Annotated in this window: 14 protein-coding genes; 3 read left to right on the forward strand and 11 right to left on the reverse strand. The window is 56.6% G+C overall.

The features are described 5' to 3' along the window. Window positions 1-20: 20 nt before the first annotated feature. A complete protein-coding gene (locus ALFI_RS07320) occupies window positions 21-1,010 on the reverse strand; it encodes an AraC family transcriptional regulator (protein WP_014775353.1) in 990 nt (329 codons plus the stop codon). Between the two features lie 218 nt (window positions 1,011-1,228). Then, window positions 1,229-3,757, reverse strand: coding sequence for a leucine-rich repeat protein (locus ALFI_RS07325; protein WP_014775354.1), 2,529 nt, complete (start codon window positions 3,755-3,757; stop codon window positions 1,229-1,231). A 425-nt stretch (window positions 3,758-4,182) separates the two neighbouring features. On the opposite strand from ALFI_RS07325, the gene ALFI_RS07330 reads away from it, so the two are divergent. Beyond that, on the forward strand, window positions 4,183-4,635 hold the full coding sequence (locus ALFI_RS07330; protein WP_014775355.1) for a 6-pyruvoyl trahydropterin synthase family protein: 453 nt from the start codon (window positions 4,183-4,185) through the stop codon (window positions 4,633-4,635). Window positions 4,636-4,731: 96 nt separating this feature from the next. Beyond that, window positions 4,732-7,602 (forward strand): DNA polymerase I, encoded by a 2,871-nt coding sequence (polA, locus tag ALFI_RS07335; protein WP_014775356.1) that lies wholly within the window; start codon window positions 4,732-4,734, stop codon window positions 7,600-7,602. A 153-nt stretch (window positions 7,603-7,755) separates the two neighbouring features. On the opposite strand, the gene ALFI_RS07340 is transcribed toward polA, so the two are convergent. From ALFI_RS07340 to ALFI_RS07370, 7 genes are all read right to left on the reverse strand, one after another. After that, window positions 7,756-8,388 (reverse strand): outer membrane beta-barrel protein, encoded by a 633-nt coding sequence (locus tag ALFI_RS07340; RefSeq protein WP_009598337.1) that lies wholly within the window; start codon window positions 8,386-8,388, stop codon window positions 7,756-7,758. Between the two features lie 24 nt (window positions 8,389-8,412). Further along, complete coding sequence (locus ALFI_RS07345) at window positions 8,413-9,054, reverse strand: DUF4136 domain-containing protein (protein ID WP_009598340.1); 642 nt, start codon at window positions 9,052-9,054, stop codon at window positions 8,413-8,415. 171 nt (window positions 9,055-9,225) lie between these two features. Next, window positions 9,226-10,113 carry an IS3 family transposase gene (locus ALFI_RS07350; protein ID WP_117615371.1) on the reverse strand — a complete coding sequence of 296 codons (888 nt, stop codon included), beginning with the start codon at window positions 10,111-10,113 and terminating at the stop codon, window positions 9,226-9,228. Continuing rightward, a complete protein-coding gene (locus ALFI_RS07355) occupies window positions 10,044-10,568 on the reverse strand; it encodes a helix-turn-helix domain-containing protein (RefSeq protein WP_032558195.1) in 525 nt (174 codons plus the stop codon). The genes ALFI_RS07350 and ALFI_RS07355 overlap by 70 nt, the downstream gene beginning before the upstream one ends. 511 nt (window positions 10,569-11,079) lie before the next feature. Next, complete coding sequence (folE, locus tag ALFI_RS07360; RefSeq protein ID WP_009596183.1) at window positions 11,080-11,688, reverse strand: GTP cyclohydrolase I FolE; 609 nt, start codon at window positions 11,686-11,688, stop codon at window positions 11,080-11,082. 81 nt (window positions 11,689-11,769) lie between these two features. Beyond that, window positions 11,770-12,351 (reverse strand): RdgB/HAM1 family non-canonical purine NTP pyrophosphatase, encoded by a 582-nt coding sequence (gene rdgB / locus ALFI_RS07365; RefSeq protein ID WP_014775358.1) that lies wholly within the window; start codon window positions 12,349-12,351, stop codon window positions 11,770-11,772. Window positions 12,352-12,416: 65 nt separating this feature from the next. Next, window positions 12,417-13,256, reverse strand: a complete 840-nt coding sequence (locus ALFI_RS07370; RefSeq protein WP_022044220.1) for an HAD family hydrolase — start codon at window positions 13,254-13,256, stop codon at window positions 12,417-12,419. 77 nt (window positions 13,257-13,333) lie between these two features. On the opposite strand from ALFI_RS07370, the gene ALFI_RS07375 reads away from it, so the two are divergent. Then, entirely contained in the window at window positions 13,334-13,861 is a 528-nt protein-coding gene (locus ALFI_RS07375) for a nitroreductase family protein (RefSeq protein ID WP_009596196.1), read from the forward strand. A 13-nt stretch (window positions 13,862-13,874) separates the two neighbouring features. Here ALFI_RS07375 and ALFI_RS07380 read toward each other — a convergent pair whose 3' ends face one another. Both ALFI_RS07380 and recJ read right to left on the reverse strand, forming a co-directional pair. Continuing rightward, window positions 13,875-17,024, reverse strand: a complete 3,150-nt coding sequence (locus ALFI_RS07380) for an ATP-binding protein (RefSeq protein ID WP_014775360.1) — start codon at window positions 17,022-17,024, stop codon at window positions 13,875-13,877. 154 nt (window positions 17,025-17,178) lie between these two features. Beyond that, entirely contained in the window at window positions 17,179-18,945 is a 1,767-nt protein-coding gene (recJ, locus tag ALFI_RS07385) for a single-stranded-DNA-specific exonuclease RecJ (protein ID WP_009596137.1), read from the reverse strand. Between the last annotated feature and the right edge of the window lie 4 nt (window positions 18,946-18,949).

An 18,949-nucleotide genomic window follows, 5' to 3' on the forward strand; every position in this document is an offset into this window, starting at 1 on the left:
ACCGGGAAAGCGGGTTCAGATTACCTCTCCCCGTTTTCCGAAGAGGTCCCGGAGGGCGGATTTCCCCCCCCCTCGGACAAACTCCCGCCGTTGCGTAAATCGTCGAGTTTGCGGCCTATCTCCTCGACCTGCTTCCGGTCGGGTGAAATCACCGTCGAGCCGAATTTGCGCCGGTATTCGCCCGGCGCTGAGCCGATGCGCTCGCGGAAGGCGTGGTTGAAATTCGAGATGTTGTGGAATCCGCACCGGGTGCTGATTTCCGAAATCGGAGCGTCGGTCTCCACGATCATCTGCGCGGCGCGCACGATGCGAAACCCGTTGATATAGGTCCAGAGATTCTGGCAGGTGTTCTTCTTGAAATAGCGGCATACCGACGAAGGGGACATGCCCACTTCGGCGCCGATGTCTTCGAGCGTGATTTTGTTGTGGTAGTTGTTTTCCACGAACTGCAGGATTTTCTTGATGCGTTCGTTGCCGTCGGCCTGCGTCTTGTAATCCGTCGTTCCGATAATGTGCATTTCGTCCGGTCCCGCCGTGGCGAGGTCGTTGAGTATGTCCAGAAAGAGCGCCACCGACTCGAATCCCCGCAGTCCGGGCAGCTGCAGCAGCCGTTCGCGGACCCGGTCCACCACCATTTCGGAGAAATGAAGACCTGCGACGGGCAGGCTCAGCATCTTCTGAATGGGTTGCAGGTACTCGGTTTCGAAAAGCTGCCAGTTGGGCATGTCGCGGCTGAACTGCACAGCCACGGCTTCGCAGTCGATGTCGGCATAGGCTTCGTCGCGCGTGTAGCAGTGCGGAACGCCCGGAAAAATGATGATCAGGTCCTTTTCGGTGAAATCGTCAGCCGTACGGCCCGTGATGCGCGTGCCCCTGACGTTCAGGGTCAGGCTCAGCATGTAGTCCTCGTGAAAATGCAGCGGCGGATCCGACTGTTTGTCGGACCAGTACTGCGTGATGAACAAGTCTTTTTCAGGCCGTGGCGCAAGGTCTTTTAAAACATATTTCATATGTCGGGACTTTTAACAAATATACGAATTAATCGGATATAAAACGCAAACCCCGTGTGATTTAATCTGCCGGAAGGCGAAAATAAAATACGACGAACCCGTCTCCATGTTCGGAGACGGGTTCGTTGCGGATCATCTGGAAATCGTTCGTCGGTACGCGCGGCGGCTGTTTTCTAAGACATGGGAACAGCGCTCCGGCGTGCTGACGCCGCCCCTGCTCAGGGGATGTAGGAGGCGATGGATTTCCAAGTGAGGTTTTTCCATTGCTGCCCGGCGGCGGTCGGGTATTCCACGCCCGCCGCGTTGAGGAACAGGTTGCAGGCGGCGGGAACGTCGGCCGAGGTGAATGTGTCGTTGGCCAGCGTGATGGCCGTCGTCGCACCCAGCTTCAGGGTCGTCAGGGCGGTGCATTTGTCGAAAGCCTTGGTTCCGAGCGAGGTGGCTTTGGGAAGATCGACCTCCTTGAGCTTCGGGTTTTCGGCGAAACAGAAGTTTCCGACCTTCTCGACATTGGGAAGCGAGATGCTCTCCAGAGCGTCGCACCCGCGAATGGCATTCATACCCAGCTCTTTTGCGGCGGGCAGGTCGATTGCCGTCAGGCTCTTGCAGTTCTGGAACAGCGACGAGGGGACCGTTTCGAGCGTGGCCAAAAGAGGAACGTCATAACTCGTCAGGCCGGTCATTCCGCTGAATGCTCCGCCGTTATTGATAAAGGTCTCCAATGCGGGGAGTGAAATGGTGGTAACGAGGGCGCAGCCGTTGAAGACGGTTCCGCCGATACTTTTGACGTTCGGAAGGTTTATGGTTTTGATATTCACACAACCGCTGAATCCTCCGGCAATTATGGTCTCGACCGTGGGCATATCCACTTTCGTCAAACCTTCGCATTTGTTGAAAGAGAAGTTTTCCACCTTCTTGAGTACGGGCATATCTATGTCCGCAAGAGCGGTACATTCGGCGAACATATATAAGGACATGTTCTCCAATACCGGAGCGCTCACCTTGGTGATATTCTTGCATTCGCGGAAGAGGTATTTGCCGGGTGCGGTCAGCTTCGGCATGTTCAGCTCGCCCGTGAAACCCCAGCACCTGAAGAAGGCGTAATCGCCCGTTGTCGTGACATTGGAGAGATCCACGTTCTTGAGCGTGATACATTCGCGGAAGGCACGTTCGCCCACAGTCGTGACTTTGGAAAAGTCCACCACGTCTTCGAGCGCCTTGCACCCTTCGAATGCGCTCGTACCGATGGTCGTGATATTGGACAGGTCGATCGTCTTGAGCGTCGAGGTGCAGACGGAGGCCTGCGCGATGAAGAACATCTTGTCGCTGATGGCGGTGCACAGGGGGAAATTGACCTTTGTCAGCGATTCGCAGTCGATGAAGCAGCCGCTTCCGAAAGCCGTGGCCGCGGGGAACGAAACCTCCTTGAGGGCGTAACATCTTTCGAAGCACTGGGCGCCGACGGACTCGACTTTTTCTCCGCTGAAGCTCAGCAGGCCGTTGCAGGCGTACATGGCCATCTTCTCCAGCTTTTCCACATTGGGTATGTCGATTTGCGTCAGTTTGGTCGAATAGGCGAAACACGACTCTCCGGCCGTCTTGAGTTTGGGCAGCGAGATGCTCGTCAGAGCGCCGCAATAGAAGAAGGCGCTGCCCGCCTCTTCGAGATTGGGCATCGAGATCTCCGTGAGAGCGGTGCAGCTGTAGAATAACGAGTTGGGAGCATAGGTGAGTTTGGGCATCTCCGCCTTGGCCAGCGCTTTGTTCTGCGAGAAGGCCGATTCGCCCACTTCGGTCAGTTCGGGGAAGACAGCCTCTTCAAGCGTCCACAGGTCGCTGAACGCTCGTTCGCCGATGGTCTGCACCTTGGGAAGGTGAACGGTGCGGAGCGATGAATTGTTGACGGCGGTGAGGACGCTGTTGCGAAACGCATTCACGCCTACCGACGTTACCTCCGGCGCATTCAGCTCTTCGAGTTTGGTCTGTTTCGGTGCGCGTGAGCCGGCATCGTACATGAAATTGTCGGGAATGGCTTTGGCGTCGGTGAGTTCGAGGAAGAGAAGATTCTGGAATTTGTCGAAGATCGCGGCGGTTACCTCGTCCGTCAGGTCGCCGCCGACGGACAGTCTGGTTACCGTGGCCGCTTTCTCTGCGTCATACGCGATGATTTCGGAGGCTGCAAGTGAAAGCAGGTCGGTGAATTCGGCTCTGATTTCGATATTTCCCCCCCCCTCCGGCAGGGTGAACGTCGTCGGGTTTTCCGTCGGATTTTCCAGCTCGATACCGCCGCTGAGGACCGTCCATTTCAGGAAGAAGAAGTTCTCGGCAGGCGTTGCCGTCAGGGTTACCGTTTCGCCGGGAATGGCCGACGCGGGGTTGGCTTCGGCCGTGCCGTTGCCGTCGTCGGTTACGGTGATCTGGCTCGGAACGGCGGCGAACTCGGCTTTGATCTCGACGTTTGCGGCGGGCATCGCGAATGTCGTCGGGTTGGCCGTCGCACTTTTCAGTTCGGCGTCGCCGCTGACGACCGTCCATTTCGCGAACGAGAAATTTTCCTTGGGCGTCGCAGTCAGGGTTATCGTTTCGCCCGCGGCAGCCGACGCAGGAGTGGCTTCGGCCGTGCCGTTGCCGTCGTCGGTTACGGCAGTCGTGTACAGTTTCGGCTCTTTCGTCTCATCGGAACAAGAGGTGGCCGTCAATGTGCAAACCGTCGCTGCGTAGAGAAGCGCGGATTTCCAAAATTTCATAGCATAAGGGGTTTTTAGTTAAAAAATAGGGATAAAATATTGTTGATGGTGTTCGAGATGACATGGTGCCCGAATGATAATGTACTTTCGATTTGTTATTAAAAAACCGTATTTGGTAAAAATATCGTACTTTTTATGGAGAAATAGCGCGTGATTGTTCGTTCGGGCTGTGGTGTATCTTTCTCGTTATTAGTATTTTATTGTTGCAATGTAATAATAATTTCTGAAAGTGCAAATTTGTTACCGCATGTTTCGGCCGAAAATCGGTCCGGCACGGCGCGACCCGATACGGCGTTCCGGCGAACGCCGGAAACACCCTTCTGCCGTTGCGATTTCCTCCGTCCGGGGGCGGAGAAGCGGACGCGGGACGCTGAAAAATCAGAAATCCTTTCCGCCTTTCGCATTTAATGAATATCTTTGCACATATGACAGTGATCAGATTGACAAAAGAGTTCTCCTTCGAGGCGGCGCACGCTCTGGACGGATACGACGGGCCCTGCCGTGAGATTCACGGCCACTCCTACCGGCTTTTCGTGACCGTCAAGGGACGCCCTATGGCCGGCGAAGGAGACCCTAAATGCGGGATGGTGATGGATTTCGGGGTGTTGAAGCGCATCGTCAACGAAGAGATCGTGTCGCACTTCGACCACTCCCTCGTCCTGCGTCAGACGCCGTGCAACGCGTCGCTGCGGGCCATGCTCGCCGAACGTTTCGGCAATATCGTCACGGTGGACTACCAGCCGACCTGCGAGAATATGCTCGGCGATTTCGCCCGCCGCATTTCGCGCCGACTGCCGGAGGGCGTGGAGCTGCATTCGCTCCGCCTGCATGAAACCGCGACTTCGTTCGCCGAGTGGTTTGCCGAAGATAACCGGTAAGGTGTCTCATTCGGAACACATGCCGTATGCGCTTCGCTCCGTCCGGGCCGTGCGGCGTCATCCATGCGAAACTATTATTGACGCGACTTCTTATATATGAAAAAACTTTTTCTCGTTGACGCCTATGCGTTGATCTTCAAGTATTACTATGCTTTTCTGGGCCGTCCGATGCGCAACCGCGCGGGCATGAACACCTCGGTGGTGTTCGGCTTCGTCAAGTTCCTGCGCGACATTCAGAAGCGCGAACGGCCCGACCTGCTGGGCGTGGCGTTCGACCCCAAGGGCGGCAGTTTCCGCCGCGAGGTTTTTCCGGAGTACAAGGCCAACCGCGCCGAGACTCCCGAAGACATCCTGCTTTCGGTTCCTTATGTGAAACGGGTGCTGGAGGCGATGTGCATTCCGATTCTGGAGGTCGAAGGCTACGAGGCCGACGACGTGATCGGCACCCTGTCGCAGAAGGGCGTCGAAGCCGGTTACGAGGTCTTCATGGTGACCCCCGACAAGGACTACGGCCAGCTGGTGCGCGACAACTGTAAGATTTACAAGCAGAAAGGCGCGGACGGAAGCATCGAGATCGTGGACCGCGATTCGATCCGCGAGAAGTACGGCATCGACGATCCGGTCCTTGTGCGCGACATCCTCGCGTTGTGGGGCGACGCTTCGGACAACATTCCCGGCGTGCCGGGCATCGGCGAGAAGAGCGCCTGCAAACTGGTGCAGGAGTGGGGAACGGTGGAGAACATCCTCGACAACGTGTCGAAGATCAAGGGCAAGCAGGGCGAGAAAATCGCCGCGTGGGGCGATAAACTGCGTCTCGCCAAGCACCTGACCACGATCTGTCTCGACGTGCCGATTCCCTTCCGGCCTGAGGACCTTACGGTCTGCGATCCCCATATCGACGAACTCAAGGCCGTTTTCGCAGAACTGGATTTCAAGGCGTTTATGAACGACCTGACGAACCTCGCCCCTCCCGAAGCCCTGCCCGAAGGTCCCCGGCAGGAGGCGCAGACGCAGCTGGCCGAGATGGCCCGCGCCAAGTCGGCGGCCGCGAAACGGGCCGCGCTGGTCGGTCAGGGCAACCTCTTCGGCGACCCGGTCGTGGAGATGCCTGCGGCGTCGGACGTTCCCGCCGCCGAATTGCAGGCCGAAGCGATGCAGTTCAAGACGGCGCAGACCACGCCTCACGACTACAGACTCGTGGAGGACGCCGCGCAGCTGCGCGACGTGGTGGACGAAGTCGGGAAATACGAAGAGTTCTGCTTCGACACCGAGACGACGGGATTCGACATCTTCAACGACCGCATCGTCGGCATGTCGCTGGCTGTGAAGCCTTTCGAAGCGTGGTACATTCCTTTCAAGGAGGAGAATACGGCGGAATACGCCGAAATCGTGCGGCCGCTTTTCGAAAACGACCGGATCGCCAAGATCGGCCAGAATATCAAGTTCGACCTGATGGTCCTGCGGCAGCTGGGACTCGAAATCCGGGGCCGCAAGTACGATACGATGATCCTGCACTACCTGCTCGATCCCGAATCGCGCCACAACATGAACGCCCTTGCGGAGAAATACCTCAACTACAAGCCGATCGAGATCGAAACCCTGATCGGCAAAGGCTCCAAGCAGCTGACGATGGATCTGGTGAACGTCGAGCGCGTCAAGGAGTACGCCGCCGAGGACGCCGACGTCACGCTGCGGCTCAAGCATGCGCTCTATCCGCAGATCGAAGAGCTTGGCCTGCAACACCTCTATTTCGAAATCGAGGAGCCGATGATCGCCGTGCTGGCCGACATCGAGATGGCGGGCGTGCGGATCGACTCCGAGGCGCTGGCCGTCTATTCCGTGGAGCTGAGCCGCAGGCTGGCCGAGCTGGAGGCCGCGATTCGCGAGGAGGCCGGCGAATCGCAGCTCAACATCAACTCGGCGCGTCAGCTGGGCGAGGTGCTGTTCGGCAAAATGCGCATCGCCGAGAAGCCCAAGATGACCAAAACCAAGCAGTTCTGCACCGATGAGGATTACCTGCAGTCTTTTGCGCACAAACACCGCATCGTCGATCTGATCCTCGAATACCGGGGTGTCAAGAAACTCCTTTCGACCTATGTCGAGGCGCTGCCCCAGCTGGTCAACCGCCGTACGGGACGCATACACACCTCTTTCAATCAGGCTGTTACCGCTACGGGGCGCCTTTCGTCCACGAATCCCAACCTGCAGAATATCCCCGTGCGCGAAGAGATGGGCCGCCGCATCCGCAGGGCGTTCATCCCCTCCGACGAGGAGCATCTGCTGCTCTCGGCCGACTACAGTCAGGTCGAACTGCGGCTGATGGCGCATCTTTCGGGCGACGAATCGCTGATCGCGGCCTTTGCGCACGGCGAGGACATCCACGCCGCGACGGCCGCCAAACTGTTCAACAAAACCCTCGGCGAAGTGACCTCCGAGGAGCGCCGCCGCGCCAAGACCGCTAATTTCGGCATCATCTACGGCATTTCGGCCTTCGGCCTGAGCCAGCGGCTGGAGATTCCCCGCAAGGAGGCCAAAGAGATTATCGACGGCTACTTCGCATCCTATCCCAAGGTGCAGGAGTATATGGACAACGTGGTTGCCAAGGCCAAGGAAGAGGGCTTCGTCTCGACGATTTTCGGCCGGCGCCGCTACCTCAACGACATCGCTTCGCACAACGCCATCGCCCGCGGCCTTGCCGAGCGAAACGCCGTGAACGCTCCGATTCAAGGCTCTGCGGCCGACATCATGAAGATCGCCATGATCAACGTACACCGCCGTTTCGCCGCTGAAGGCATCCGCTCGAAGGTGATCCTGCAGGTGCATGACGAACTGGTCGTCGATATGCTCCGCTCCGAGCAGGAGCGCGTCGTGGCCATCGTCACCGAAGCCATGGAGTCCGCCGCCGCGCTCAAAGTCCGTCTGGTGGTGGATTACGGCGTGGGCGGCAACTGGCTCGAAGCGCATTGATCGGAATATCTGATTCCAAGCGTTTTGCGCATTTATATCGAATCCCCCTTTCCAAAGGGGGATTTTTATTGTGGCATCTCTTTATGTGTTTCTCTGCAAAACGACAGGCCGGACCCGTCGGGTCCGGCCTGCTCGCGTCGTGTTCCGGAGGCGTCAGAACGATATACCGACGCGTATGCCGAAGTTGTTGAGGTTGTTTACCGAGTAGGTCAGGATATCGCCGCTGTTGGTGGCGTAGCTGTAGTAGAGCGCCACGTGGAAACCGAAGCGGTAGTCCGGACGCGGGAAGATGCTAACGCCGATTTCGGGCGAGAGGTAGAATCCCCACGTGTCGGTGTACTGCTTGATTACGTAGTAATAGGACGAGAATTCTGCATAGTTGGCGCCCAGCTTCAGACCCGCATAGGGCTGGAATACGCTGTCCGGAAGCCATGTGTAGCGTCCCGTGACGCCGAACGGCAGCTGGAACGAGCCGTGTTTCTGATTGACGGTCAGGGCCGAGCCGTCGCCCAGATCGAGCGTCTGGCGCGGAATGCTCGAAAGGTTGGTCTGGTAGGAGATGAAGGGACCTACGGAGACCGACGGCGTGATGAAGTAGCCGCCTTCGAAGTTCATGCCCCATCCCGACGCCTTGTCGGCATAGGCGCTGCCCAGCGGCACGCCTACCTGCCAGTCGACGTTGATGTAGGAGTTGGGGAAAATCTGCGCCTTGCCCGTACGCGCGGCTGCGAGCAGCACGACACAGAGTGCGATGGTTTTGAGAACCTGATATTTCGATGTTTTCATAATCGGACGTGTTTTGCGGTTAAATTATTTTTTCAGATAAGGCGACTGATCGAAAGCCTGTTGCACGGCGTCCACCGTGCGCTGCTGGTTCAGCTCCTCCGACGAGGTCAGCAGCCCGCCGATGAAGCTGTCCCAGATCACGGGCAGCTTCTTGCCGCTCTCTTGATCGGCTTCGAGATTCATCATCTCCACGAGCAGCGAACCGGCCGTATATCCGTAGTAAACGCTGTAGGGATAGTGCCAGCCGGCCCAGTCGCCCCAGTAACCGGGCGTCCAGTAATAGGGATAGTACCACCACCAGTAGGGATAGTCGTAACCCACGAAATAGGTCACTTTCTGCACATAGCTGAGCTGCAGGCCGAGATTGGCCGCATCTTTGTCGTCGGTACGGGTGTAGCCTGCGGCGTTCATGCGTCCTACGACGGTATTGACGATCTCCAGCGCATTGGCGTCTTTCCAGTATTCCGTCTTGTCGGCGGAGCCGATCAGCAGGATGCTGTCGGGAATGTAGTAGGTGTCGAAGGCGGCGAAATCGGCGTCGGTGTCGTGAGCGGTGTAGACCAGATAATCTTTGTGGAGACTCGATGTCGAGGGCTCTTTCTGGCACGCGCAAAACGCAACTGCTGTGAGTGCGAATGCAAGGTAGCGTAATTTTTTCACGGTCATGATTTTGAATTTTTAGTTTGCTGTCAGATACCGTGTTCAAAATTCGTTCCGCAACCTCCGTTTTGCGCCGTGTTGTCCGATCTGGCTATAAAGAAGCGGATTTGCGGTATGAAAATCGGACGTTCCCTGCTTTTGAAGTGCACCCCAAATATTGGACGGATTAGTATTTGTTTAGATGGCATGAGTTCGGTATTGTACCGGGCTCATGTTGTTTAAGTATTTCTTTATCCGCTTGTTATTGTAGTAGTCGATATATTCTTCCAATTCTTTTCGGAAATGGTCTATGGATGAGAATTTTTGCAAATATAATAATTCGGACTTCAATAATCCAAAGAAACTTTCCATAGCAGCGTTATCCAGACAGTTACCCTTGCGCGACATGCTCTGTGTAATACCTTTCTGTCTTAAACGGAGCTGATACTGCTTCATCTGATACTGCCAGCCCTGGTCGGAATGCAAGACAATACCCGGAGAATCCGGTATTCTGGCAAACGCATCGTCCAGCATCTTCATGATCTGCATAAAGTTAGGGCGTTCAGCTATTTTATAGCTAATAATCTCCCGGTTATATAAGTCCATAATCGGCGATAGATATAACTTTACGCCGCAAACCGAAAATTCCGTAAGGTCAGTAACCCACTTCTGATTCGGTTTTTCGGCTGCAAAGTCGCGTTGCAGAAGATTGGGCGCTATCCGTCCGATCTGTCCTTTGTATGAACAGTATTTACGGAGCCTGACCTGACTTTTTATCCCGCAAATATTCATCAGCTTAAGTACGGTTTTGTGATTTATCGCATATCCGATCTTATTCATTTCAACGGTAATGCGCCGATAACCATAACGCCCCTTATGTTCGTGATATAACCTTATAATACTCTCTTTTTCGCGAGCATATTTATCGGGTTGTTTTGATTTTCTGAAGTGATAATAAAATGTGCTTCGCGCCATCCCTGCGGCTTTGAGCAATACTGAAAGCCGGCACTGCGGCCTTAGTCCTTCGATGGCTTGGGCTCTTTCCCGCTCTCGCGGACAATGCGCTCCTCGACTAAGGCCTGCAATTTTTTTAAGTAAGCATTCTCGGCACGAAGATACTCCAGTTCCTTAAGCAACTCTTCGTGCGGAGTCGTTTTGAGTTTGACTTTTTTAGTCTTCGATTTACTCATGGCCGGCCTCCTTCTTTGCGGTTTACGCCGCAGGCCTTCAGCACCTTGGTTTTGATAGAGCCGCTCCCATTGACGAATAACAAAAGGGCCCGGAATGCCGAAATGCACTGCTGTCTCCAGCAAAGATAGATGATTTTGGTGCATATGCTTCAAAACTGACAACTTAAATTCTGCACTGTAGCTACCGTGGCGCAGCTTAAGGCCGGCAAGGCCATGGCGCTCGAATAATGTTACCCACAAGTGAACTTGCGAGCGGCCACAGCCCAAGTGACATCCGGCTTCCCTAACCGAAAGTCCGCCTTCGAGTACCAGTTTTACGGCCTTTAAACGAATCTCATAATTATATTTCATAAAAAACACCCCAAAAGTGTCCAACTTTTGGGGTGCAGTACACTTTCCCGTCCGATTTTCACCCTTGAAGGGACTGGCAGTCAGCGGAACAGCCCCTGCCGCCGCGGATGCCGCCTTACACCCGCAAGTGCGCCTTCGTGCAAAATCCCCGCAGGCGTTTCATAATGCCTTCGGTTGATTTCAACACTGATCGCCGTATCGGCAATGCCTTTGATCTGTCGCTGTTAGCCGGCGAATTTCTCCGCAAATGGCTGTTCCGGCGCTGTTTTGGACTTTGATATTCCCGATAAACGAATGAATTCGAGTCCCGCCTCGGTATTCCATCGCCGAGTGAGGAGCGGATTGTACGGCCGACTGCGGGGATGTGCAATGACAAGCAAATGAATGTCTTATGCAATATGCAGCAAACAGTAGAGGTTACGGTTGGAGAACCGTAACCTCTACTGTCGTTGCTTTTTTCGTTAGTGCCGCCCGATGCCGCGGGGATTTTTATTCCATCCGGTGCTGAATCCTACCGGTATTTGTGCGATATGAGGGTCATGAACTCCTCGCGCGTGCGGTGGTCCGAGAGGAAAATGCCCGTGAACGCCGACGTGGTCGTCGCCGACTGCTGTTTTTCGATGCCGCGCATCTGCATGCACATGTGGCTGGCCTCGATCACCACGGCCACGCCCATCGGGTTGAGCGCCTCCTGTATGCAGTCGCGGATCTGCACCGTCAGCCGCTCCTGCACCTGCAGGCGGCGGGCGTAGCACTCCACGACGCGGGCGATTTTGGAAAGTCCCGTGATGTGTCCGTTGGGGATGTAGGCGACGTGCGCCTTGCCGTAAAACGGCAGCATATGGTGTTCGCAGAGCGAGTACAGCTCGATGTCCTTCACGAGCACCATCTGTTTGTACTCTTCGCGGAACGTCGCGGAGCGGATGATTTCGAGCGGATTCTCTTCGTATCCCTTCGTCAGGAACGCCATCGCCTTGGCGACGCGTTCGGGGGTTTTCAGAAGTCCTTCGCGCGAAGGGTCCTCCCCCAGCAGCCGCAGGATTTCGGCGTAATGGAGCTTCAGCGCCTCGATGGTCCGGGCGTCGAAACGTTCCTCTTTGTTGTAAGTTCTCTCTTCCATTGGAGGGCAAAGATAGATAAAGTAGCGTGCAAAAGCAAGCGTGCATTTTTTCGGACCGCGTCCGTGTGCCGTAAAGAGGCCCTATTTCCCGGCGGAATGCAAATAGGCCGCGAGTTTGCGTACGGCGCGGGCGCGGTGCGAAACCTCGTTTTTCTCTTCGGTGGACATCTGGGCGAAGGTCTTGTCGTATCCGTCGGGTATGAACAGCGGATCGTACCCGAAGCCTTCGTGCCCCTCTTCGCGGTCGATGATGCGCCCTTCGACCACACCTTCGAAAAGGTGTTCTTCGCCGTTGAGGATCAGCGAAATGACCGTTCTGAACTGCGCCCGGCGGTCGGTCGCTCCTTCGAGGTTTTTCAGCAGCAGGCGGTTGTTGGCCGCGAAATCGTGTCCGTCGGTGGCGTAACGGGCCGAATGCACGCCCGGAGCGCCGCCCAGCGCCTTCACTTCGAGTCCGGTATCGTCGGCGAAGCAGTCGAGTCCCGTGCGGTCGTTGAGGTAATGCGCCTTCTGCGAAGCGTTGCCTTCGAGGGTCTGCTGCTCTTCGGGAATCTCCTCCGTGACGCCGCATTCGCGGGGCGTCACCAGCCGGAAGCCGGGACCCAGCACGGCCTGCACCTCCATGAGTTTATGCGCGTTATTCGTAGCGAAGAGGATATTCACTGCGTCTGTTTCGGATTGTGACATATTTGTTGTGTCGGATGGTTGTATCTGCGTTCGCTTCCCGGTCATTTTACGACCTCCAGCTTTTCGAGTTTGTCGTCGAGGTCGATCTTGTCGATGATGGTTTTGACCAGCACGTCCATGTCCGACCCTTCGGAGTAGTCGGCCGGGCAGACGTGGCTCACGCGGTTGTCGTGAATCAGCGAGGCCATCTCGCGCCGCGCCCCCTTCTGGTCGGGGTTGTAGACGGCGATGGAGTGGCCGCCGGAGTTCTTCACCAGCCGCATGCAGGGAATGTCGGTCGTTCCGTCGCCTACGTAAATCATGTGTTTGAACGGTATGGGGCGCTCGTTTTCGGGGATGTAGCGGTTCACCAGCTTGCTGTCGAAAACCGACTCGACGCCTTTGTTTATCTTGAAGATGAACTGCGTCTTGTTGGTGTAGTTGACCGCCACGGCGGGCCAGTAGGCGATGCCGTCCACGTCGTAGAGAAACGAGCAGGCGTATATTTTCCGGAATTCGTGGGCGATCTCCGTGCCTTCGATGATCTCCTTCATGCCCGACGAATTGATGTAGTGCAGAATCCGGATGCCGCGTGCGGCCCCGTAGGCGTTTATCCGCTCGAACCACTCCCTGACGCCTTTGTAAAGCGTCACGCGGCGGCCCGACTCCTGAAAGGCTTCGCGCCGCAGTGACAGTCCTTTCGATTTGGCCTCCTGAAGCATGCGCGCCATGTAGGTCAGGACCATGTCGGCGTCCTGCTCCTCGGCCAGCGTGTTGGCTTCGGTCCAGAACTCCTTGTTGCTTTTGCCTACGGCGGGGATGAAGTCGTACTCCTGCATGTTGCCGGGGGCGAGCGTGCCGTCGAAATCGTAAATCAGGGCGATGTTGAATCGGTAATCCATTCTTCGGGGTGTTTTGAATTTCAAATATACCTATTTTTCACTACTTTTGCAAAAGCGAGACCGAAAAGACAAAACAAATGGAATTCAAAGAGTTGATCGAAAAACGCCGCAGCATCCGAAAATTCTCGGACCGGGCGGTGCCGCGCGAGACGGTGGACCGCATCCTGCGCGAGACCCTTACGGCGCCTTCGGCGCGCAACACCCGGACCACGCGTCTCATGGTGGTGGACGATCCGGCCTTGGTGGCCCGCATGGCCGAAATGCGCGATTACGGGTCGGCGTTCATGAAGGGTGCGCCGCTGGCTTTCGTCGTGCTGGGCGATACTTCGAAAAGCGATCTCTGGCGCGAAAACGCCGCGATTTCGGCCACGCTGCTGCAGCTCGCCTGCGTGGACGAGGGACTCGGCTCCTGCTGGGTGCATATCAACGGCCGGCCGCGCCGCAAGGATGAACCCGACGGGCAGAGCGCGGCCGATTACCTGCGCAGTTTCCTGCCCGTCCCGGCGGACTGCGAACCCCTCTGCGCCATTGCGGCCGGCTACTCCGACTTCACGCCCGCTCCCCTGCCCGACGCGGACGACGCGGCGCGGATCATCCGCCTTTAAACAGTTTTTCCGGCTACAGCAGAACCACGTGTTTGCGCAGCATGTCGACGATCTGCGTCCGCAACTGCAGGGCGTTGATCGGCTTGGCCATGTAGCCGTCGAATCCGCTCTGGAGCACCTTCTGTTCGTCGGAAGCGAATGCGAACGCCGTCACGGCGATGATCGGGACGCTCTCTGACAGTTTGCGTATTTCGGCCGTGGCCTCGTAACCATTCATCACGGGCATGTTGATATCCATCAATACGAGATGCGGACGGCGCTGCCGGTATATTTCGACCGTTTCCAACCCGTTCCATGCGTGCAGAAGCGTGTATTCTTTGCGCAGGATCGATTCGAACAGCCGGTAGTTGCTGTCATTGTCCTCGGCGATCAGAATCACCAGTTTGTCCTTTTCGACCGAGATGACGGGATATTGCTCCTCCGTCCTTTGCGCCGCGGCCTTTCCCGGAACATAGGGCAGGATAAACCAGAATTTTGATCCTTTGCCCTCTTCGGATTCCACGCCGATACGTCCGCCCAGATGTTCGACGATCATCTTGCAGATCGACAGACCGAGTCCCGTGCCCTGCTTGAAGGTGTTGAGTTTGACGAAGCGTTCGAAAACCTGTTCCGTTTTGTCTGCGGGGATTCCGCTACCGGTGTCCGAGACCCAGAAATAGAGTTCTCTGCCGCGCATTTCGTATCCGAACCGGATGCTGCCCGTCTGCGTGAACTTCGCGGCGTTGGTCAGCAGGTTGATGATCACCTGCGAGAGCCGGTTGCGGTCGGTGCAGACGGAGCATTGTTCGTATTTCTGCTCGAAGAGCAGTTCGACGCCCTCCCGGACCTTCATGCGGATGACATTCTCCTTCTCCCGCATCAGTTCGTTCAGGTCGAAGTCCGTGTGGATGAAGTCGAGCGTCCCCGCCTCGATTTTCGAGAGGTCGAGGATGTCGCCGATGAGCTGCAGCAGCAGGGCGTTGTTGTTTTCGATGATCGAGACGTATTCCTGCTTCTCCTGCTCCTCTTCGGTCGAGGCCAGAATGCCCGAAAATCCGACGATGGCGTTGAGCGGCGTGCGTATCTCGTGGCTCATGTTGGCCAGAAACGCCGTTTTCAGGCGGTTCGACTCTTCGGCGCGGTCGCGGGCCGAGAGGAGTTCCTGCTCCATGCGTTTGCGTTCGGTGATGACCTGCGACGTTCCGACGAGCGTCTTGGGCCGTCCCTGCGCGTCGAACGACTCCACGGCGGCCAGCGCTTCGACCCATTCCATGTGCCAGTGTCCGCTTTCGTTGGAGATCACGCGGTACTCTTCGCAGACCTTGTCCGTACGGCCGGCTATCAGGTCGTCGTAGGCCTGCCGTATGCGGTCGCGGTCCTCCTTGTGTATCTTCGAGAAATAGCATTCGTCGCTTACCGAAAGCGAAGCTTCGTTCTGCAGGATCGCCTCTCCGGAGGCGGCTTTGACCGGTTTGTTGATGTCGCAGAGGATGGTGCGGTTGTTCAGGTCGCATTTCCACGGAACGATGTTGGCCACGTCGAGCGCCAGCGAGAGCTTGTGGTTGATCGAGTCCAGTTTCTGCTGCGCCTTGTGCAGCGCGGTGCCGTCCAGACAGAAGATGTCGATGTGGTCGGTCAGGTACGAGCGGCTCAGAATCACTTCGAAAAAGATGTCCAGCGGTTTGTAGTAGAAGGGATAGGTGACGGTCCGGTTTTCCGTCAGGACGATGTTCACGAGCCGCAGGAACTCGGAGAACGAATCGGCGAAAAGTTCGCTCCCCCGTTTGCCGACGACCTGATTCCGGGGCAGGAACGTCCGTTCGAAGTAGGCGTTTATGTCGCTGAATTCCGTATCGGCGGGATAGTGTTTCTCGTCGAATATGACCCGTTCCTGAATGTAGATGATCGGCATCCGGTTGAACAGGTTCGCATATTTTATCTGGCTTTCCGATTCCCGTCGGCGGGCCGCTTCGACCTTTCGCATGACGCGGATGCGCCATTGCTGGAAGAGGATGAACAGCAGGAAGAAACCGCCGCATAGGATGATCGCCGTTCTGTTCCGCTCCGCGAATGTCTCCGGTTTGTCGATGAATACCGAATCCGGGGGACATATTTCGGGTGAAATCTTGTTGCGCAGCATCGCCGGATAGTTGAACGTCGGGTGTGCGTCGGTCGGGGTGTAGAACGGAATGTCGCGCGGCTGGCGTCCCTCCAGAATGGTGTTGAACGTCTTGATGATCTGCCGGTTGTATACGCTCACGTCGTATGTGAATCCGCCTACCACGCCGCTGTTTTTCACCGAAGAGGGCCATAGTGCGAACAGCGGAGCCGTCGAACTTGCGATGATCTTGAAGGGATTGGCCGTTATCTCGGTATTGCCGGCGATATTTCTTGTGTAGTGCCACGAGGAAAAGAGCACGCCGGTATGCCGGGTGTCGGTGACGTTCAGCGAGTCGAGCAGCTGGTCCACGCTCATGTTCGAAGCCTTGTAGGAGGTGAACCGCATTCCCGGATAATCGGTGTCGAGCAGTTTCCTCAGCTCGTCTTCGTATTGCTGGTTGATATAACGGCCGTCGCGGACGAATACGAGGCGGTTCATCTCCGGAATCATGCGGCGCATCAGCTCGATGGTCTGTTCGAGGTAGATCGGGGCGTAGAGCAGTGTCAGATTGTATTCCCCGCTCAGCTCCCGGAGCGGAATGCGCTCGGAGTGCGGGATGGCCCGCTTGCTGACATAGTACTTGTCGGGGCCGATGAAATCCTCCTCGGCGCAGATGATCGACGGGATGCCTTTCCCCCACTCCTTTTCGGCGAAGTCCCGCATGATGAAGGCCGGGGCGCCGATGTATATCAGCATCCGGGGCGGATTCTTGCCGTATTCACGGGAGAGATTCGTCCGGAAATTGTCCAGATCCGACTGCTGGTCCATCAGGAGCGTGTTCATATGCTCGACGTATACTTCGAGGTTTTCGATCTGCTCTATCCGGGCGGTGATGTCGGTGATTATCTCCCATCCCCACGAGGAAGATTCGTTGTAGCTGTTGATTATCAGTACGTAATCACGTTTGTCTCCCGGAGGGCTGCTGGTGGCGTTGGTGAAAGGATGAGCCAGCAGGCATCCGAAAATCATGACCCATAGCAACGCCTGAAGCGTCAGTCCGAACGGTTTTTTCAGTAAGTTCATGGTGTGGGACGGGTTCCGTGTGCCGAGCGCGGGGACCGGATGCGGAGATTAGGGGTGAGACGACGCAGGTTTTTAGTGAAAAGAGACGCAAAAAAAGAGGATCGGAGCCGTAAAGACCCGCCGTGCGGCGGGTCTTTACGGCTCTCCGAATCATCTATTTGTTTAAAACGGGTTTAATGTCCTTGATACGCAACTGGGTGGTTACCGTACCGCGGTAGTGGTTTTCGACGATCTGGTAGCATACGTCGATCGGGCGTCCCGAACGCACCCATTCGTAGTGCGTGGGCTGCTGGAAGGCGATCGACTGGATCTTGGTGTTGGGCTTCTGCCGCTGGATGAGGTCCATGCGCAGGTGCTCGCACTCCACGCCGACCAGTTTGGCGTCGCCGTGGTTGCTGACCCCGTACGTTGCGAAGACCGGCGCCGTATTGCCCGGCCCGAAGGGCTGGAAACGGTTGAGGTCCTTGCGGAATGCGGGCGTGATGTCCGAGAAGAGCAGTTCGCTGTCGATGTCCACTTGTGGCATCAGCATCTGCGGGTCGATATTCTCCTCGACATAGGCGTTGAAGCGCCGGGTGAACTCGTCCACGTTTTCGGGCCGCATCGTCAGTCCTGCGGCGTACATGTGCCCGCCGAAGTTCTCCAGCAGGTCCGAGCACGATTCGACGGCCTGATAGAGGTCGAAGCCCGGCACCGAACGGGCCGATCCGGTCACGAATCCGTTGCTCATCGTCAGCACCACCGTGGGCCGGTAGTAGGTTTCGATCAGACGCGACGCGACGATGCCCACGATGCCCTTCATCCACTTGGGATTGTAGATCACGGTGCTCTTCAGCTGCTTCATTTCGGGGTTGCGCTCGATGAAGTCGTGCGCTTCCTGCGTGACGGAGCGGTCGATCGACTTGCGGTCCTGATTGTAGGCGTCGATGACGTTGCCGAACTCCGCGGCGATGCTTTCGTTACCCTCGATCAGCAGCTCGACGGCGGCGTGGCCGCCCGAAGGCGACGCATTCTCGTCGTTCTCGTCCATGCGCATGCGCCCGGCGGCGTTGATGCGGGGACCGATCTTGAAGACGATGTCGTCGATGGTGATGTTGTGTTTGTCCAGACCGCAGATCTTGATGATCGACAGCAGGCCCTTCGACGGCTCGCGGTTGAGGTCTTTGAGGCCGAAATGCGCCAGAATGCGGTTTTCGTCCACCAGCGGCACGATGTCCGAGGCGATGCTCACTACCAGCAGGTCCAGCAGCGGGCTGATCTGCTCGAAGGGAATCCGGTTTTTCTGGGCGTAGGCCTGCACGAGTTTGAATCCCACGCCGCAGCCCGACAGTTCGTCGAACGGGTAGGAACAATCGACCCGCTTGGGGTCCAGAACGGCTACGGCGCGGGGAATTTCCTCGGCCGGGAGGTGATGGTCGCAGATGATGAAATCCACGCCCTTGCTCTTTGCATAGACAATCTTTTCCGTGGCTTTGATACCGCAGTCCAGAGCGATGATAAGCCCCACGCCCTTGCGGGCCGCGAGGTCGATACCTTTGACCGAAATGCCGTAACCTTCGGTATAACGGTCGGGAATGTAGAACATCAGGTTTTTATGCCCGATCTGGCGCAGGAACTTGTACACCAGCGCAACGGCCGTGCAGCCGTCCACGTCGTAGTCGCCGTAAACCATGATCTTCTCATTGTTACGAACGGCCTGTTCGACCCGCTCGACCGCCTTGTCCATATCCTTCATCAGGAACGGATCGTGGAGGTCGGCGAGGCTCGGTTTAAAGAACTTGTCCGCCTTTTCTACAGTGTCTATGCCTCTCTGTACGAGCAGATTCGCCAGCACGGGGGATATCCTGAGCACGGAGGCGAGCTTCGCCACCGCCTCGGAATCGCCCTGCGGTTTCACTACCCATCGTTTTTCTATAGGCATACGA

This window comes from Alistipes finegoldii DSM 17242, assembly GCF_000265365.1.
GTDB lineage: Bacteria > Bacteroidota > Bacteroidia > Bacteroidales > Rikenellaceae > Alistipes > Alistipes finegoldii.

Excerpts from the sequence above, each read along its gene's own strand:
- ALFI_RS07345 (WP_009598340.1), bottom strand. The coding sequence starts at position 9,054 with ATGACCGTGAAAAAATTACGCTACCTTGCATTCGCACTCACAGCAGTT.
- recJ (WP_009596137.1), bottom strand. The coding sequence starts at position 18,945 with ATGCCTATAGAAAAACGATGGGTAGTGAAACCGCAGGGCGATTCCGAG.
- ALFI_RS07330 (WP_014775355.1), top strand. The coding sequence starts at position 4,183 with ATGACAGTGATCAGATTGACAAAAGAGTTCTCCTTCGAGGCGGCGCAC.
- ALFI_RS07355 (WP_032558195.1), bottom strand. The coding sequence starts at position 10,568 with ATGAAATATAATTATGAGATTCGTTTAAAGGCCGTAAAACTGGTACTC.
- ALFI_RS07325 (WP_014775354.1), bottom strand. The coding sequence starts at position 3,757 with ATGAAATTTTGGAAATCCGCGCTTCTCTACGCAGCGACGGTTTGCACA.
- polA (WP_014775356.1), top strand. The coding sequence starts at position 4,732 with ATGAAAAAACTTTTTCTCGTTGACGCCTATGCGTTGATCTTCAAGTAT.
- folE (WP_009596183.1), bottom strand. The coding sequence starts at position 11,688 with ATGGAAGAGAGAACTTACAACAAAGAGGAACGTTTCGACGCCCGGACC.
- ALFI_RS07375 (WP_009596196.1), top strand. The coding sequence starts at position 13,334 with ATGGAATTCAAAGAGTTGATCGAAAAACGCCGCAGCATCCGAAAATTC.
- ALFI_RS07380 (WP_014775360.1), bottom strand. The coding sequence starts at position 17,024 with ATGAACTTACTGAAAAAACCGTTCGGACTGACGCTTCAGGCGTTGCTA.
- ALFI_RS07370 (WP_022044220.1), bottom strand. The coding sequence starts at position 13,256 with ATGGATTACCGATTCAACATCGCCCTGATTTACGATTTCGACGGCACG.
- ALFI_RS07340 (WP_009598337.1), bottom strand. The coding sequence starts at position 8,388 with ATGAAAACATCGAAATATCAGGTTCTCAAAACCATCGCACTCTGTGTC.
- ALFI_RS07320 (WP_014775353.1), bottom strand. The coding sequence starts at position 1,010 with ATGAAATATGTTTTAAAAGACCTTGCGCCACGGCCTGAAAAAGACTTG.